This window comes from uncultured Tateyamaria sp. (assembly GCF_947487805.1).
Lineage (GTDB): Bacteria > Pseudomonadota > Alphaproteobacteria > Rhodobacterales > Rhodobacteraceae > Tateyamaria.
On record NZ_CANKXW010000003.1, the window covers coordinates 219,999 to 237,146 of the forward strand.

General features: G+C 66.3%; 14 protein-coding genes. 2 read left to right on the top strand and 12 right to left on the bottom strand.

The features are described from left to right. The 5 genes from Q0949_RS10450 to Q0949_RS10470 all read right to left on the bottom strand — a co-directional run bounded on the left by Q0949_RS10450 (window position 1) and on the right by Q0949_RS10470 (window position 4,967). A complete protein-coding gene (locus tag Q0949_RS10450; protein ID WP_299371373.1) occupies window positions 1-801 on the bottom strand; it encodes a metal ABC transporter ATP-binding protein in 801 nt (266 codons plus the stop codon). After that, window positions 798-1,709, bottom strand: a complete 912-nt coding sequence (locus Q0949_RS10455) for a zinc ABC transporter substrate-binding protein (RefSeq protein ID WP_299371376.1) — start codon at window positions 1,707-1,709, stop codon at window positions 798-800. Before Q0949_RS10455 ends, Q0949_RS10450 begins: the two co-directional genes overlap by 4 nt. A 131-nt stretch (window positions 1,710-1,840) precedes the next feature. Beyond that, on the bottom strand, window positions 1,841-2,785 hold the full coding sequence (locus tag Q0949_RS10460) for a HAMP domain-containing sensor histidine kinase (RefSeq protein WP_299371379.1): 945 nt from the start codon (window positions 2,783-2,785) through the stop codon (window positions 1,841-1,843). Further along, window positions 2,770-3,465 carry a response regulator transcription factor gene (locus Q0949_RS10465; protein WP_299371382.1) on the bottom strand — a complete coding sequence of 232 codons (696 nt, stop codon included), beginning with the start codon at window positions 3,463-3,465 and terminating at the stop codon, window positions 2,770-2,772. Before Q0949_RS10465 ends, Q0949_RS10460 begins: the two co-directional genes overlap by 16 nt. After that, window positions 3,462-4,967: a DUF4153 domain-containing protein gene (locus Q0949_RS10470; RefSeq protein ID WP_299371385.1), complete on the bottom strand. Its 1,506-nt coding sequence runs from the start codon at window positions 4,965-4,967 to the stop codon at window positions 3,462-3,464. Before Q0949_RS10470 ends, Q0949_RS10465 begins: the two co-directional genes overlap by 4 nt. Window positions 4,968-5,142: 175 nt before the next feature. Here Q0949_RS10470 and deoC point away from each other — a divergent pair, with 175 nt between their 5' ends. Continuing rightward, window positions 5,143-6,144 carry a deoxyribose-phosphate aldolase gene (deoC, locus tag Q0949_RS10475; protein ID WP_299371388.1) on the top strand — a complete coding sequence of 334 codons (1,002 nt, stop codon included), beginning with the start codon at window positions 5,143-5,145 and terminating at the stop codon, window positions 6,142-6,144. An 18-nt stretch (window positions 6,145-6,162) separates the two neighbouring features. Then, the gene (locus Q0949_RS10480) at window positions 6,163-8,502 is read left to right on the top strand and encodes an aldehyde dehydrogenase family protein (RefSeq protein WP_299371391.1); all 2,340 of its coding nucleotides are present in this window, start codon (window positions 6,163-6,165) and stop codon (window positions 8,500-8,502) included. Window positions 8,503-8,603: 101 nt separating this feature from the next. Here the strand turns inward: Q0949_RS10480 and Q0949_RS10485 are convergent, their stop codons facing one another. From Q0949_RS10485 to Q0949_RS10515, 7 genes are all read right to left on the bottom strand, one after another. After that, window positions 8,604-9,935: a pitrilysin family protein gene (locus Q0949_RS10485; RefSeq protein ID WP_299371394.1), complete on the bottom strand. Its 1,332-nt coding sequence runs from the start codon at window positions 9,933-9,935 to the stop codon at window positions 8,604-8,606. Beyond that, a complete protein-coding gene (locus tag Q0949_RS10490; RefSeq protein WP_299371397.1) occupies window positions 9,932-11,278 on the bottom strand; it encodes a pitrilysin family protein in 1,347 nt (448 codons plus the stop codon). The genes Q0949_RS10485 and Q0949_RS10490 overlap by 4 nt, the downstream gene beginning before the upstream one ends. A 95-nt stretch (window positions 11,279-11,373) precedes the next feature. After that, entirely contained in the window at window positions 11,374-11,889 is a 516-nt protein-coding gene (locus Q0949_RS10495) for a DUF3035 domain-containing protein (RefSeq protein WP_299371400.1), read from the bottom strand. 52 nt (window positions 11,890-11,941) lie between these two features. Then, on the bottom strand, window positions 11,942-12,433 hold the full coding sequence (lspA, locus tag Q0949_RS10500; protein WP_299371403.1) for a signal peptidase II: 492 nt from the start codon (window positions 12,431-12,433) through the stop codon (window positions 11,942-11,944). A 7-nt stretch (window positions 12,434-12,440) separates the two neighbouring features. Further along, a complete protein-coding gene (purH, locus tag Q0949_RS10505; RefSeq protein ID WP_299371406.1) occupies window positions 12,441-14,024 on the bottom strand; it encodes a bifunctional phosphoribosylaminoimidazolecarboxamide formyltransferase/IMP cyclohydrolase in 1,584 nt (527 codons plus the stop codon). A gap of 15 nt (window positions 14,025-14,039) precedes the next feature. Beyond that, the gene (locus tag Q0949_RS10510; RefSeq protein ID WP_299371409.1) at window positions 14,040-15,785 is read right to left on the bottom strand and encodes a heparinase II/III family protein; all 1,746 of its coding nucleotides are present in this window, start codon (window positions 15,783-15,785) and stop codon (window positions 14,040-14,042) included. Between the two features lie 75 nt (window positions 15,786-15,860). After that, complete coding sequence (locus tag Q0949_RS10515; RefSeq protein WP_299371414.1) at window positions 15,861-17,129, bottom strand: transcription antitermination factor NusB; 1,269 nt, start codon at window positions 17,127-17,129, stop codon at window positions 15,861-15,863. Between the last annotated feature and the right edge of the window lie 19 nt (window positions 17,130-17,148).

Genomic DNA, 17,148 nt, shown 5'->3' on the forward strand with positions numbered 1-17,148 from the left:
CTAGCCCGCCACGCTTTCCGGATCGGCGCGCGCGGTGGTGAGGCGGCCGCCATAGGTGGCTTGCAGGTTGTCCTCGGTAAAGACGTGCGCCACCGGCCCGGCGGCCACGACCTGTGTGTTCAGCAGCACGACATCGTCGAAGTAGTCCGGCACAGTGGCCAGATCGTGATGCACGGCCACGACTGTCCGGCCCGCGTCACGCAGGGATTTCAGCACGGCGATGATCGCCTTTTCGGTGGCGGCGTCGACCCCGGCAAAGGGTTCATCAAGCACGTAGAGATCCGCCTCTTGCGCCAGTGCGCGGGCGAGGAACACGCGTTGTTGCTGGCCGCCGGAGAGCTGGCCGATCTGGCGGGTGGCAAAGTCGGTCATGCCGACGCGGTCGAGGCAGGCCATCGCCTGGGCCCGGTGCGTGGCGCGCACGCGGCCCAACAGGCCCAGCTGGCGGTACATACCCATCAGCACCACGTCGATGACGCGGGTGGGGAAATCCCAGTCCACGCTGGCGCGTTGCGGCACATAGGCGATGCGGTCGCGCATCCGGTCCAGCGGCTGGCCCAGCATGGCGACCGTCCCCGCCAGCGGCGTGATCACGCCCAGCGCGGCCTTGAGCAGGGTCGATTTGCCCGCCCCATTCGGGCCGACAATGGCGGTCATAGCCCCGGCGCGCACGGTGACATCGACGGAAAAGATCGCGGGCGTCTGGCCATAGGATACGGTCAGGCCACGCACGGCCAGCGGGCTGGCCATGCGCGCGGCCTCGGTCAGTTTTGCGTCGTCCTGCACCAATGCGAGTGTCATGCGGCCCCCTGCAATCTGCCCAGCCGTCCGGCGGCGGGAACATCCGCGCCCAGTGCGCGGGCGATGGTTGTCACGTTGTGGTCGATCATGCCCAGCCAGGTGCCTTCGTAAGTGCCCTCGGGCCCCATCGCGTCGGAGAAGAGCGCGCCGCCGATCTGTACGTCGTGCCCGCGCGCCGCGGCCCCTTCGATCAGGGCGCGGATGTTGCGGTCCGAGACGGAGGTTTCGACAAACACCGCGGGCAGATCGCGGTCCACCAGCAGGTCGACCAGCGTGCCGATCCGGTTCAGGCCCGCCTCGCTTTCGGTCGAGATGCCCTGGATGCCCAGCACGTCAAACCCATAGGCCGCGCCGAAATAGCCAAAGGCGTCGTGGGCGGTCAGCAGGATACGGCGGTCAGGCGCGACCGCCTTGAGCGCGTCGCGGGAATAGGTTGCAAGTGCGGCGGCCTCGGTCGCAAAGGCCTGTGCGTTCGCCTCGAATTGCGGGCGCGCGGCGGGGCGCAGGTCGGACAGCGCTTCGACCACCGCAGGCGCGCATTGCACCCACAGGTCCGGGTCCATCCACACATGCGGGTCATAGCGGCCCGCGTAATCCTCGTGCGACAGCAGCAGCGCAGGATCCAGCGTGTCGGCGATGGCGTGCACCGGGCGCTTGCGGGCGAGGTCGGCAAAGAACGCCTCCATCTGCGCCTCGAGATAGAGGCCGTGCCACAGGACCGCGTCGGCGCGGGTCATGGCAACGATATCGCTGCGGGTCTGGCGGTAGGCGTGAGGGTCAACGCCCGCGCCCATCAGGCCGCGCACCGTCACGGCGTCGCCGCCTATGGTGCGGGTCAGGTCGGCGATCATGCCGGTGGAGGCCACGATGTTCAGCCGGTCGGCGGCAAGTGCCGGGGTCGCGGCCATGGCGGCCATTCCAGCGAGGACCGCGCGACGGGAAACAGGGAAAGACGATGTCTTGCTCATGAGATTGAATATGAGAGTCATTCGCAGAAAGTCAAGGAAGTTGCGAATGACTCGCAATAACAAACGCGCAATCAGTCGAATGTGATGTCAAAAGCAGCACCTGCGCTGCTGTCGGCCAGTGTGATGCGCCCGCCGCGCGCCTGCACGAGGCTGCGCACGATGCTGAGGCCCATGCCGGTGCCGCCATCCGCGCGGCGGGTGGTAAAGAACGGGTCGAACACGCGGTCGCGGTTGCCCGCGCTGATCCCTGCGCCATCGTCCGCGACAGTCAGGCCCACATCCGTCGCCGCAATGCGCAGCGTGCGGGCCCCGTGTTCGGCGGCGTTGCGCGCCAGCTGGGTCAGGATGGTCGCCAGATCCTGCGCGCTGAGCGGGATTGCCCCGTCCTGCGCCACAGTGACCTGTAGGGGAGTGTCGATGCCGCGAGCGACGTGCCCAAGCGTGCAGGTGCCCGGCCCAGAGCTGGTGGCGGCCTGCGCGTGGTGGCCCAGATCATCCAGCAGCGCCCGCATCCGCAGCGTCGCGTCGCGGATGGTCTGGCGGAGTGCTGCGGCATCGGCGCCGGTGGCGCCATTGTCCAACAGCTCGGCCGCGCCGTGGATGGCGGTCAGGGGCGAGGTCAGTTCATGTGCGACGTGATCGGCATAGGCTTTCATGCCCTCGGCACGGCTGTGCAGGCTGTCGCCCATGGCCTGCACGCTGGCGGCCAGCGCGCTGAACTCCGGCGTGCCAAACTGGGTCGGCGCATCCGGGGATTGGCCAGCCTTGACCGCGCGGGCGTAGCCCGTCAGCGCGTAGACCGGGCGCAACACCAGACGCCAGAGCAGCACCCCGAGCACAAGGGTCGCAGCAAGTGCCAGCGCGACGACCAGCCAGACGGCCTCGCCCCAACCCAGCACATTCCCCCACAAACGCAGGGGCACGATGCCCAAAAGCGGCAGCGCAAAGACCCCGACCAACGCGCCCCCGATGACAAGGGCAAGCGGGGGACGCCATTTCCTTACGATCCCGCGCATGGACCCATCCGTATGCCGATCCCATGCACGGTTTCGATGGCGTCGGCGCAGCCTGCTGCGGCCAGCTTGGCCCGCAGGTTGCGCAAGTGGCTGTCCATGGTCCGGTCACTCACACCCGCATGCGGGCCATAGACCGCGTCCGTCAGCGCAGGGCGCGCGGCCACCCGGTCGGGATGGGCCATCAGGTGGGCGAGGATCTCCATTTCGCGCGCGGTCAGGGATACGGGCACGCCCCGCACCTCGCACAGATGCCGCGCCCGGTCGATGCGCAGAACACCATGCGCCTGCATCTGGTCACGGGCCGGGGTGCCCCGGCTCCGCTTGAGGATCGCGGCCACACGCGCGGTCAACTCGCGCGGGGAAAACGGCTTGGTCACATAGTCGTCGCCGCCCATCTCAAATCCCAGCACGCGGTCAATCTCGTCCTGCCGCGCGGTCAGGAACAGAACCGGCGTCTGGTCAGTGGCGCGCAGGGCACGGCACAGGGCCAGCCCGTCCATCTCGGGCAGGCCGATGTCGAGCACGATCAGGTCAAAGCGGCCCGACTGCGCCTTGGCCAGCCCTTCGGCACCGTCGCCCGCCTCGGTCACGCGGTGGCCCGCCTGGGTCAGGCCGATGCGCAGGACCGCGCGGATCTGGGGGTCGTCATCCACGACCAGCAAGTGTGTCGTCGCAGTCATCGTGTAGGGCCGTTCGGGTCAGTCATGGCCGCAAGGCTATTGCGCACCCGCCAGTTTCGAAAGCCCCATTCGCGCCAGTCGGCCGGGTGAAAGAGTGTCGGGTGGAAATAGTACCGGTCACAGTAATCACGCGACGCCATCCCGGTCAGCCGTTCGATGGCGGGCATCGCCCCTTCGCTGAGTTCGCACAACATCCGGCGGTCTTCGGGCACGTCACTCGTCAGGTTGTGCTGCGCCACGGCGTGATCAAAATTCACGAAGGTGCAGACATAGAGGACAACCGCCCCAAGGAGCGCGCAGCGCGTGGTCATCCATGTCGTCGGGCGGTCCTGCCAGATCTGTTGCGCCGTGATACCAAGGCCCACGGCGACCACGCCCATCCAGATATAGGCGGCAAGCCGCAGCCGGGTGAGGCCGAAGCTATCGATATAAAGGTCAAGCCGCCAGACGGAGGCAAAGACCAGTGCAAGCGTCTGTGCCAGCCACAGCATCATCAGCATCCGTACCACGGGGCGTGCGCCCAGATGGGGCCGCGCGAGCACGGCAAACAGCCCCGCTAGTAGCGCGGTTGCCAGCAGCGGATAGGCGCCACGGTGGGCATAGGCGGCCGGGCTGATCCCCTCGGGCAGTGCCGCGTCGCCATAGAGGTACAGCACATCCAGCCCGGTCTGCACCGCAAAGAGCGCGTTGAACGCCACCAGCGACCGCGCCACTGATTGGGCGTTGATCAGGGTGCCGGAGCGGCGCACCGTTGCCCGAGGGCGGCGGCGCGCGCGCAGCCGTTCGCGCATCCGCCAGGCCACCAGCACGGGCCAGGCTGCGGCACCAAAGATGCCCCAGAACCAGACGCGCCCCATATCCGGCGCGGGCAGTCGCAGGTCGCCCAGACGCGACAGGGCCTGATCCAGCACCGGGTTCGCCCCGATCAACAGCAGCGCAAAGAGGGCCGTGGCCCCCAACGGCAGGGCCCATCCCGACACCAGCGTCCGCGCGTCCATGGACCCCACCTCGATCCGGCCCAGTTGGCGCGTGCCTGCGACGGCGTCGGTCACGGTCTGCACCGGGCCCCACATCCATATCCGCAGCGCCCCACGGACCAGATCGGCGCGGCCAAGACCCGCAAGGGCCGCACAGACCGCCGACATGCCCGCCACCGCCACCAGCAGTGACAGCGGCTGCACCAGTTCGACCAGCGGCAGCACGGTCAGCACGCTGCCCGCCGCCACGGCCCACCGCACGCGCGGCGCAAGCCCCGGCCACGCCACGCCCAACCCGGCCAGCATCACCGCCAGCGACAGTACCGCCAGCGCGAGGCCCGGCATCACGTGCCATACCAGCACATCCGCCAACGCGATCAGCGCCACCAGAAGCGCGGCAAGGCCCAGATCCCGCCGCCGCTGGATGGCGCGGGGCGCGCGCGGGGCGTCCGTCTCCCGTCCGCTCAGCCACCATCCGTCCTGTTGCATGGCCAGCGGCACACCGCGTATGCACATTGTCTTCATCACTTGATCCCTCGTGTTTTATGGTTCTGGGCGCCGGTATGGCGAGCGCATGTGCACGGATGTGCGGACCGGTTGTGCAGAAGTTGTGCAGGCGCGCTGGCGCAGCGGCACCGCTTGCCAAACGGCGCGGGCCATGCCACTTCGGGTGTCTGCACATGTCCGAAAGGATCCCCCGATGCACCAGACGACCACAGACAGCCAGACCGCCCACACCGCGCAGTTGCCGCAGGTGACGGAACCGCGCAACCCCGGCCAGCCGCTCGACATGGACTGGATCAGGCGGGTGCAGGCCAACACCTCGGCCATTGAACGCCGCTGTGCCACCCTGCCCGGTCGCCGGTCGATCAAGAAGGACCATCAGGCCGCATGGCTCTTGAAAGCCGTGAGCCTGATCGACCTGACCACCCTGTCGGGCGACGACACCGAACGGCGCGTGCAGCGCCTCTGTGCCAAGGCCCGCCAGCCTGTGCGCCCAGAGATGCTGGAAGCGCTGGGCATGCCCGGCCTGACCACCGGGGCGGTCTGCGTCTATCACGAGATGATCCCTGCCGCCGTGACGGCGCTGCGCGGCTCGGGCATTCCTGTGGCGGCTGTGTCCACCGGCTTTCCGGCCGGTCTGTCGCCCTTTCCCCTGCGCTTGCAGGAAATCCGCGACAGCGTTGCCGCGGGTGCGTCCGAGATCGACATCGTGATCTCGCGCCGCCACGTACTGGAGGGAAATTGGCAGGCGATTTATGACGAGATGGCACAGATGCGCGCGGCCTGCGGGGATGCCCACGTCAAGGCGATCCTCGCCACGGGCGAGCTGGGCACGCTGCGCAACGTGGCGCGGGCGTCGCTGGTGTGCATGATGGCGGGCGCGGATTTCATCAAGACTTCGACCGGCAAGGAAAGCGTCAACGCCACCCTGCCCGTCAGCCTTGTGATGATCCGCGCGATCCGCGACTTTTATGACCAAACCGGGCACCGTGTGGGCTACAAACCCGCAGGCGGGATTTCCAAGGCCAAGGACGCGCTGGTCTACCTGAGCCTGATCAAGGAGGAACTGGGCGACCGCTGGCTGATGCCCGACCTCTTCCGCTTTGGCGCGTCGTCGCTCTTGGGCGATATCGAACGCCAGTTGGAACACCACCTGACCGGCGCCTATTCCGCCGGCTACCGCCACGCAATCGGCTGACGGAAAGGGATCACGGACATGACCGTCAAAGACATATTCGAGTCCATGGACTACGGCACCGCCCCCGAAGCTGCGGGCGAGGCGCTGAAATGGATCGCCGACCGCGGCGGTATCGCGGGCCACTACATCAACGGCCAGTGGGGCCCGCTGCGCGACGATTTTGCGTCCCGCAATCCGGCCACCGGCGACAAGCTGGCAGGCGTCACCAAAGGTACGGCGGACGAGGTCGCTACCGCCGTCGCCGCCGCGCGCAAGGCCCAACCCGCCTGGGCCAAATCGGGCCACACCCGCGCCCGCGTCCTCTATGCCATTGCCCGCTTGATGCAGAAACACAGCCGTCTGCTGGCCGTCATGGAAACGCTCGACAACGGCAAACCGATCCGCGAAAGCCGCGACATCGATGTGCCCCTGGCGATCCGGCATTTCTACCACCACGCGGGCTTTGCCCAGTTGATGGACGACACCCTGCCCGACCGCGTGCCGCTGGGCGTCTGCGGCCAGATCATCCCGTGGAACTTCCCCCTGCTGATGCTGGCGTGGAAGATCGCGCCCGCACTGGCCATGGGCAACACCGTTGTTCTGAAGCCCGCCGAATACACGTCACTCTCGGCGATGGTCTTTGCCGAAATCTGCACCGAGGCGGGCGTGCCCCCCGGTGTCGTGAACATCGTCACGGGCGATGGCGACACGGGTGCTGCTCTGGTCGATGCGGACGTGGACAAAATCGCCTTTACAGGCTCCACCGCCGTGGGCCGCCGCATCCGCGAGGCCACCGCAGGCACGGGCAAGGCGCTGACGCTCGAACTGGGCGGCAAATCCCCCTATATCGTCTTTGACGACGCTGATCTGGATTCAGCCGTCGAAGGGCTGGTCGACGCCATCTGGTTCAACCAGGGCCAGGTGTGCTGTGCCGGGTCGCGCCTCTTGGTGCACGAACCCGTGGCCGACGCTTTCTATGCCAAACTGCGCACGCGCATGGACAAACTGCGCATCGGCGACCCGCTGGACAAAAGCATCGACGTGGGCGCGGTGGTCGATCCGGTCCAGCTCGACACCATCACACGGATGGTCGAGGGCAACACCGCCGGCGACACCTATCAGGCCCAGACACCCCTGCCCGAGACAGGCTGCTACTATGCGCCTACGCTCATCACCGGCCTCAACACCGCCGACACGCTAATGCAGGAAGAGATCTTTGGCCCGGTCCTCGTCTCCACCACCTTCCGCACGCCATCCGAAGCGGTCGAACTTGCCAACAACACCCGCTACGGGCTGGCCGCGACGCTGTGGACCGAGAATGTGAACCTGGCCCTGGATATCGCGCCAAAACTGGCCGCAGGCGTGGTCTGGGTGAACGCCACCAACCTCTTTGACGCCGCCGCGGGCTTTGGCGGCGTGCGCGAAAGCGGGTTCGGACGTGAAGGCGGCTGGGAAGGGCTCATGGCCTACACCAAGCCCGCAGGCAAAGCCAAACCGGTCAAACCCATCGCTGCCTTCACCGGCGATGCCGCTCCCGCAGGTGCACTGGACCGCACCGCGAAACTCTATATCGGCGGCAAACAGGCACGCCCCGACGGCGGCTATTCCCGCAATGTCTACGGCAAGAACGGTGCGCTTCTGGGCCAGACCAGCCTCGCCAACCGCAAGGACCTGCGCAACGCCGTAGAAGCCGCCGCCGCAGCCAAGGGGTGGGCCAGGACCTCCGGCCACCTGCGCGCGCAAATCCTCTACTACATCGCCGAAAACCTCTCCGCCCGCGCCGATGAATTCGCCGCGCGCCTCAACGCGCTCCAGGGCGGACGCAACGGCGACAAAGAGGTCGACGCATCAATCCAGCGCCTCTTTACCTATGCCGCGTGGGCCGACAAATACGATGGCGCAGCCAAGGGCGTGCCCCTGCGCGGCGTGGCGCTTACGATGAACGAACCCACCGGCATCATCGCGGCACTCTGCCCCGACGAGGCACCGCTGCTGGGCCTCATCTCCTGCATGGCGCCTGCCATCGCCATGGGCAACCGGGTCATCCTCGCCGCCTCGCAACCCTTCCCGCTGGCGGCCACCGACTTCTACCAGGTGCTCGACACGTCCGACGTGCCCGGCGGCGTCGTCAACATCCTGACAGGCGATCACGCCGACCTCGCGCCGCATATGGGCAAGCACCTCAATATCGACGCCGTCTGGTCCTTCTCGGGCAGCGACCTCTCGGCCACCATCGAACACGCCGCCGCGGGCAACCTTAAACGCACATGGGTCAACGCAGGCATGGCGCGCGACTGGTTCGGCCCCGAGGGCGAAGGCAAACCCTTCCTCCAAGCCGCCACAGAAATCAAAACCGTCTGGATCCCCTACGGCGAATAGCCCTTCCTTTCGCCACAAATACCTCGGGGTTTGGGGCAGCGCCCCAAGAAAAAAACCCCCGCGCACAGCGCGGGGGTCAAACATCGCGTGTGCGTCAGCACTCAATTGGCGACGGTGCTCTCCAATCCGACCGGTTGGCCCACCACGACAAAATGCAGACCCTCGGGATCCAGCAACTCACCCGCCACGCGTCTCACATCCTCCAGCGTCACTGCCTCGACCTTTTCGTTGCGGGTGGCGATGTAGTCGATGGGCAGGCCCAGCATCTGCATTCCCACCATGATCCGCGCAATCGGACCGTTGCCATCGAAGCGCAGCGGGTAGGCCCCGGTCACATAGGTCTTGGCAGCATCGAGCTCTTCCTGCGTCACACCTTCGGCCGCTGCACGCGCCCACTCGTCGCGGATCACCGATACCGCTTCGGCCACGCGCTCATTGGCTGAGGCCACTTGCCCTTGGAACGTCGCCGCGTGGTCCTGCGGCACGAGGAAGGAATAGACACCATAGGTCAGACCCCGCTTTTCGCGCACTTCGGTCATCAGGCGGCTTTCGAACCCGCCCGCCCCCAGCACCTGGTTCAGCACCCGCGCGGCAAAGAAATCCGGGTCGTCCTGTTCGATCCCGCGCTGGCCAAAGATGGCCACCGATTGCGGCGTGTCAAAGGGCACGACCGTCGTGCCGCCTTCGATCAGGATCTCCGCCGGGCCGGGCAGTGGCGCGCCGTTATCAGGCAGCGCCCCCAACAGCGTGTCCAGAAGCGGCCCCAACTCTTCAGGGGTGATATCACCCACGGCACCCACGTAGAGCCTGTCCTTGGCAAACACCGCCTTGTGCGCGGCCAGCATATCGTCACGGGTCAGCGCACTCACACTCTCGATCGTGCCGCGGTAATTCGAGCCGTAGGGATGATCACCATAGGCCATCCTGTCGAAGGTGGCGCGCGCGATCTCGTCGGGATCCTTGGCATCCGACCGCAACCCGGTCAGGACCTGCCCCCGCACCCGGTCAAGCGCTGTCTGTTCGAATGTCGGCTCAATGATCGACTGGCGCAGCAGGTCGACCGCCGCGTCGCGGTTTTCCGACAGGAACCGCGCAGAGACGGACAGCGCATCGTCACCAATGTCATAATCAAAGGACGCAGCCAGCCGTTCCAGTTCGCGGGCAAAGCCGCGTGCGTCCAGATCCCCAGCCCCTTCCTCGAGCAGGCCGGTCATCAGGTTGATGGCGCCACGCTTGCCCGGCGCATCCAGCGACGCCCCACCCCGGAAACGCAGCTCCAGCGCCATGAACGGAATCGACGGCTCTTGTACCAGCCAGGCGGTGATGCCACCGGGGCTAACCACCTCGGTGATCTCGACCTCGGCCCGCGCCGGCAAGGCCGCCGCCAGTGCCACCATCACGACCCCCAGAACACGTGTCACGATCCGGTTCATTGTGTCACCTCCTCGGTCTCTGGTCGGGTCAGCCAGCCGGTCACTGACGCATTCCGGTTCAGCACCATGCGCGCGGCCTCCATGATCTCGTCACTGGTGATCGATTGCAGGACATCGGGCCAGGCCTGGATATCCTCGACCGTCAGGCCCACGGACATCGCCGCGCCATAGCGCCGGGCGATCCCGTCCACGTTGTCGCGTTCATAGATTTCATTGGCGCGCAGCTGGTACTTGATCCGCTCCAGCAGGTCCTCGTCCACGCCGTCCTCGAGGAACCGCGCAAGCGTCTCGTCCATCGCGTCCTCGACCTCTTGCAGGGACAGGCCGGGCACAGGCACGACCACCACGTCAAAGGTCGTTTCATCCAGCGACACGCCCCGATAGAACGCGCCCGAGAACACGGCCTTCTGCTCCTCGAACTGCAACTTTTCCGTCATGTAGCTGGTCTGCCCACCGCCCAGCACCTCGGCCAGCAGGGTCAGCGCCGCCGCCGCACGTTGATCGCCGGGGTCACGCTCGGGCGCGAGGTAGGACCGGCTGACATATTCCTGCGCCACCCGCGCATCGCGGTAAATCAGGCGGCGCTCGGCGGTCTGTGGCGGCTCGGCGCTGCGCACGCGTTCGGGCAGGTCAGGGTTGGCAGGGATCACCCCGTAATAGGTCTCGGCCAGCGAGCGGACCTCTTCGGGGTCGACATCGCCGGACACCACGAGGATCGCATTGTTGGGGTAGTAATAAGTATCGTAGAACCCCAGCGCATCGGCCTTGTCCAATGTCTCCATCTCGTGACGCCAGCCGATGATCGGTACGCCGTAACGGTGATTGAGATATTGCGCCGCGTTCATCTGTTCCGAAAACAGCGCGCGGGGGTTGCTGTCGGTGCGTTGATTGCGCTCCTCCAGAATCACGTCACGTTCGGTTGCCACGTTCTGGTCGGTAAAGTTGATGTTGCGCATCCGGTCGGCCTCCATGCGCATCATCAACTCCAGCCGGTCCGCCGCGACCCGCTGGAAATAGGCGGTGTAGTCATAGCTGGTGAACGCATTGTCGCGCCCGCCATTGGCCGCGACGACTGCGGAAAACTCGCCATCCTTCAGCGTATCGGTCGCCTTGAACAGCAGGTGTTCCAGAAAATGTGCGACGCCGGACGAACCCACGGGTTCATCCGCCGAACCGGCCTTGTACCAGACCATGTGCTGCACGACCGGGGCGCGATTGTCTTCGACGACAACGACCTGCATGCCGTTGTCCAGCTCAAAGGTGGTGACATCCGCCGCCAAGGCCGCCACCGGCAGGGCGACAGACAGGGCGAGCCCGGACAGGGCGGTACGCAATCGGTTCATTGTAAATCCTGACTAAGGTCGGTTGCCTAACAGATACGGCAGACCCGCCCGCGTTCAAGCGGCGCTGGCGGGTTTGTGAGGCCGACCGCCCGCCGTCAGCGGCGGCGTCGGCCGGGAGGTGGCGCGTTTGGCGTGGGGATGCCGGCACGCCGGAACTGTTCTGCCGTGCGGCCCGGATTCAGCGATTCCCGGCGGTAGGCCTCGTTGTAGAAATCCTGCCGCACCAACCGGATCCGGGTGAACCTGGCCTGACGCTTGCGGAACGCGGCGTCGGCTTCGGCCAGGGTGGCGCGGATGTTTGCCTCGCGGCCAAACCGGCTGGCGTGGTTGACCAGCGCGCCATCGGATCCCGGCACCGGCGCATTGGGCGACGTCGCGCGCCCACCCAGGGCGGCGATACTGTCCTCAAGCGGGCGCTGGTCGGTCAGGTTGGACCCGCCGGGCGTCGGTGTCGGCAGGGCGGTAAAGCTTTCGGGCTGTTGCAGCGGCTTGGAGGGCACCACGATGAATTCATCCGGGCCGTTCCCGCGCGAGGTGACCTGGCGCAGTCCCTTGTTCTCGCACGCGGCAAGAAACGTCACAGCAATCATGGCACAGACGATCAGTCGCATCGTACCCCACTCCCTTCGGTCTTGCCGCATTATCGCAGCTTGACCCCTGTTGTCACGCGCCCTTTTTGCGGGCGCGTTTGCTGCCGGATCCGTCTTCCTTGGCGAAAAACACGAGGCCGATGGCCCCGGCAAAGATAAAGATATCCGCCACGTTGAACACGAACGGGTTCGTGATCCCGCAGCAGGACATGTTCAGGAAATCCAGAACATAGCCATAAAGCACACGGTCCAGCACATTGGCCAGCGCCCCGCCAATCAAGAGCCCCGCACAGATCCGCGCAAGGGCGGGCTGCGGGTGTTTCCACATCCACCACAGCACGCCCGCGCATATCGCGCAGGCGATGGCGATCAGCACCCAGACGCTTGTACCGTCGCCCAACAGGCCAAAGTTGATCCCCCGGTTTTCGCCATAGCGGAAATTCAAGAGCGGCGGCAGCACATCCACCGGATTGAACTGCGACACGCCCATCACGTGGATGACGAGGTACTTTGACAGCTGATCAAGCGCAAAGGCTATGGCCGCAGAGATCCAGAGAAGTTTCATGCGCGCCTTAATGCCGGAAATGACGCATGCCGGTAAAGACCATGGCAAGCCCAGCCTCATCTGCGGCGGCGATCACCTCGTCGTCGCGCATCGACCCGCCCGGCTGAATCAGCGCCGTGGCACCGGCCTCCGCCGCCGTGATCAGGCCGTCGGCAAAGGGAAAGAACGCATCCGAGGCCACGACCGACCCTTGGGTCAGCGGGGCAGGCAGGCCCATGGCTTCGGCCATATCCTGCGCTTTGCGCGCCGCGATGCGGGTGCTGTCCACACGGCTCATCTGGCCCGCGCCGACGCCCACTGTCGCGCCGTCTTTTACGTAGATGATGGCGTTGGACTTGACGTGTTTGGCAACCGTCCAGGCAAAGAGCAGGTCGGCGAGTTCTTGCTCAGAGGGCTGGCGTTTGGTCACGACCTTGAGGTCATCGGCCGTAATCCGACCCACATCCTTGTCCTGCACGAGGAACCCGCCGGACACCTGTTTGACCGCCAGCGCCGCCGCGGACGCGTCCGCCAGACCGTCAGTGGTCAGCAGGCGCAGGTTCTTTTTGGCGGCAAACACCTCGCGGGCCTCGGCACTAGCCGCCGGGGCGATGACGACCTCGGTAAAAATGCCGGTGATCTCGCGCGCGGTGTCGCCGTCCAGCTCGGTATTCAGCGCGATGATCCCGCCAAAGGCCGACGTGCGGTCGCAGTCAAAGGCGCGGGTATAGGCCTCTTTCAACGTGGCCCCCGTTGCCACGCCGCAGGGGTTGGCATGCTTGATGATGGCGCAGGCGGGGCCTTTGCCCGCAAACTCGCTCACCAGCTCGAACGCCGCATCGGTGTCGTTGATGTTGTTGTAGGACAACTCTTTGCCCTGATGCTGGGTCGCGGTGGCGACGCCGGGGCGGGCCGATCCGTCGGTATAGAATGCCGCCGCCTGATGCGGGTTCTCGCCATAGCGCAGCGTCTGCGCCAGTTCCCCGCCAAAGGTGCGGCGGCGCGGTGTGTCACCGACCTGTGCGGCCATCCACGTGCTGACGGCGGTGTCATAGGCCGCCGTGCGGGCATAGGCCGTCTGGGCAAGCCGCTGCCGCAGGGCATAGGTGGTCTGGCCGTCGTTCCCTGCCATCTCGGCCAGCACAACGTCATAGTCGGCCACATCGACGACGATGTTCACGAAACCATGGTTCTTGGCCGCCGACCGGATCATCGCCGGGCCACCGATGTCGATATTCTCGATCACCTCGGCGTATTCTGCACCCTTGGCCACGGTTTCCTCGAACGGGTAGAGGTTCACCACAACGAGATCGATTGCCCCGATCCCGTGTTCCTCCATCGCGGCCACATGGGCGTCGTTGTCGCGCAGCGCCAACAGGCCGCCATGCACGACCGGGTGCAGTGTCTTGACCCGACCGTCCATCATCTCGGGGAACCCGGTGACATCGCTCACGTCCTTGACCGTCAGGCCGGCCTCGCGCAGGGCGCGCGCCGTGCCTCCGGTGCTCAGCAGTTCCACGCCGTGACCGGCCAATGCGGTGGCAAATTCCACCAGCCCGGTCTTGTCGGATACGGAAATCAACGCGCGGCGCACGGGGGTCAGGTCGGTCATGTTGGCAGCAGTCCTTTACTCGTAGATCTCGCCGGGCTCGTCCCGGTTCAGGTCGCGGATGCCCATGGCAGTTTCCTGCGCCTTGGACAAGGACCAGCGCACCCGCGTGGCGTAATCCATTGCACGGCCTGTCAGCACGATCTGTTCCGCCGCGCGCGGTTTCAGCCGCCCTTTTTCAAGGTAGACGCTGGGTTCAAGCGTCAGGGTCTGGGTGCCGTCATGGCGGAACACCCAGATCTCTCCGCTCTTGAGAGCCATGGACACCGCCGCCCCGCCCATGTCGATGGCCGCGTCCACCTCCGGGTGCAGGTGGAACCGAATGTCAAAGGGCACACCGGCCAAGCGTTTGGCATCCATCACCTTGTCGAACAAGCGTTTTTCGCTGTCTTCCAAGGCCAGCAGCATGTCCTCGCCCGCCATGCCCCGTCCGTCAAAGGTCAGCTCGAGCTGGCGCGCGTGGGTCAGACCGTGGGTGCCGACATATCCGTTGTGCCCACCCTGAAACCGCAGGCCATCGGGGGCATGGCTGACCTCAATCGGCACATGATCCGGCGCGTCGATCAACGCCTCGCGCGCGGTGATGCGGTCGGCATCGCCCAGCCGGGCACTGGAATAGCCATCGAGCGACAGCACCGAATGCGACGGTGTGGCGCGGCCTGCGCGCCGCCAATCCGCGCCAAAACTGATCCCCGATCCGCAATTCACGATCAACGGACGCCGCCCGGAGGTCAGCTCGAACGCGAGGGTCGAGGCATGGGCATTGTGGCTGGCGATCGCCTCGGGCGGGGTCGCGGCATCGATGATGACGCTGGTGCGGCCCGCGCTCAGCCGGGCATAGCCCATCGACAGGCCATCAGGCTGCCGGGTGCGGATACCAGAGGCAGCCAGCGCATGGTCCAGCCACCCTTCCTGCCCGCGCCCGCCGCCATGGAACCGCGCAAGGCTGCCATCGGAATGGCGCAGGGTGCGCAAGGTCGGCGCGATGCGTTCAATCGCCGACAGGTGCGGCTGCGGCACGTCGTGGCCCGTCTCGGTCAATGCCGCGGCGGCCCATGTCAACAGGGTGAACACCTCCAGCAATTCTTCGGGGTTGCGGGTCGGCAGGCCGCCCTGCTCGTCGATCTGGTCCGCGCATTCGCGCGCCAGCGCCGTTACGGCGGGTGGGGCCAGAGCCTCCTTGCCCTCGAGCGACAGGCCCGCATATATCAGCCCGGTCAGCGCCTCGAACCGCGACAGGCCCGGCGGGGCCGCATGCCAGCGTTTCGACAGGAACTCGGTCTGCTGCGCGAGCGAGCGGTAAAACCGCTCGGCCTGGTCGGCCTCCTGACCGCGCAGCACGAACAACGCATGGTTGATCCAGCGGATCAAACGCCGCCCGGTCAAATCCGGCGTCCACCCCGGACCGCGCCCCCGGCCATAGCGGTCGATCCAGCCCCAGAGCCATGTCTGCCCAACCGTCCGCGTCGACAGGTCCCCGACCGCGGCCAGATCGTCCATCCACGCAAAGCCGTGCACCGCGTCCTCGAACGCCCGGTCGGGCATGTCCACATCCCAGATCACGGTCTCCGGCGCCTCGATCAGCGCGCCCGCAAACAGGTAATTGCCCGCCACCAACTGCCGCCCCTTGGCAAAGCTGCCGATGGTGCGCGGCTCCGGTGCGGAGACAAACGCGGTCGCGGCCTTGGCCCGCGTGGCGCGCGCGGCGTGCCAACGGTTCAGGAACCGGGCTTTTCGTTCGGAAAACCCATATCGGGTGGACATGCTCACTGCCTCGGTGCGTCTTGGGCGCGTTTGCGACACCATAGCCGCACCACGCGCTCAAGTCACGTGGTCCCGTCAGCTTTTGCGCAGGCAGGCGATGTAAAATCCGTCCATGCCGCCGATATCGGCCCACATGTCGGGTCGCAGGCGCAAACCGCCCTCTTGGGTGATCCACGCAGGCGCGATGCCCGCACGGTCCAGCGCGCTCCGGTCAACGGTCAAACCCGGATGCCGCTCCAGCGCCTCATCAATCTGTACCTCGCCCTCATCCGGCAGCAGCGAGCAGGTGCAAAACACCAGCCGCCCACCCGGCTTCAACAGGCCCAGCGCGTGATCCAGCATCCGCGCCTGCACATCCATCAGCGCGCCAAACTCCGACCCATCCTTGGCAAAGGGCAGATCCGGGTGCCGCCGAATCGTGCCCGTCGCGGAACAGGGCGCATCCAGCAGGATCGCGTCATAACTGCCCGTCACGTCAAAGGCATCCGCCACCTCGACCTCTGCCGCCAGCCCCGTACGCACAAGGTTTTGCGATACACGCTCCATCCGACCGGGCGAGATGTCCACCGCCCGCACCGTGGCGCCCGAGGCAGCCAGCTGCATGGTCTTGCCGCCCGGTGCGGCGCAGAGATCCAGAACAGTTTCGCCCGGTTGCGCGTCCAGAACGCGCGCAGGGATCGCGGCCGCCGCATCCTGCACCCACCAGTCACCGGCGGTAAATCCCGGCAGCCCCGACACCTGCCCCGGATCGGTCAACCGCACCGACCCCGTGGGCAAAACCGTCCCGCCCAGCGCGTCAGCCACAGCAGCGGCATCGCCCTTGGGCGTCAAATCCAGCGGCGCGCCCGCAAACTGCACCGCCTCCATCGCCAGAACGGCCTCGGGCCCCCACGCCTCGACCAAGGGGCCGCGCAGCCACTTGGGCAGGCGCGGCGTGCGCAGCGCGGGCCACTGCTCCGGCCCCTTGTCCGCCACCTTGCGCAGCACCGCGTTCACAAGACCCTTCAGGTGCCCATACCGCTTGTGTTTGGAAATGATGCCGACCATGGCATTCACGACACCATGCGCCGCCTCGCCCTGACACAGCTCGTAGGTGCCGATGCGCAACGCATTGCGTACGGTCAGGGGTGGGTACTTGCTCAGGTGTTTCTGCAGGATGCGGTCCGCCCGCTCCATCCCGCGCATTGTCTCCGTGGCCAACCGCTGTGCCCGCGCACGGTCCCCGGGCTCCAGCCGATCAAGGGCACCCGCTCCGATGACCTCGGCCATCAGCTTGCCCTCGCCCATGATCTGATCCAGCAGATAGATCGCACTGCGCCGCGCGGGCAGACCGATGTCAGACATGAATGACGTTCCCTTGCAT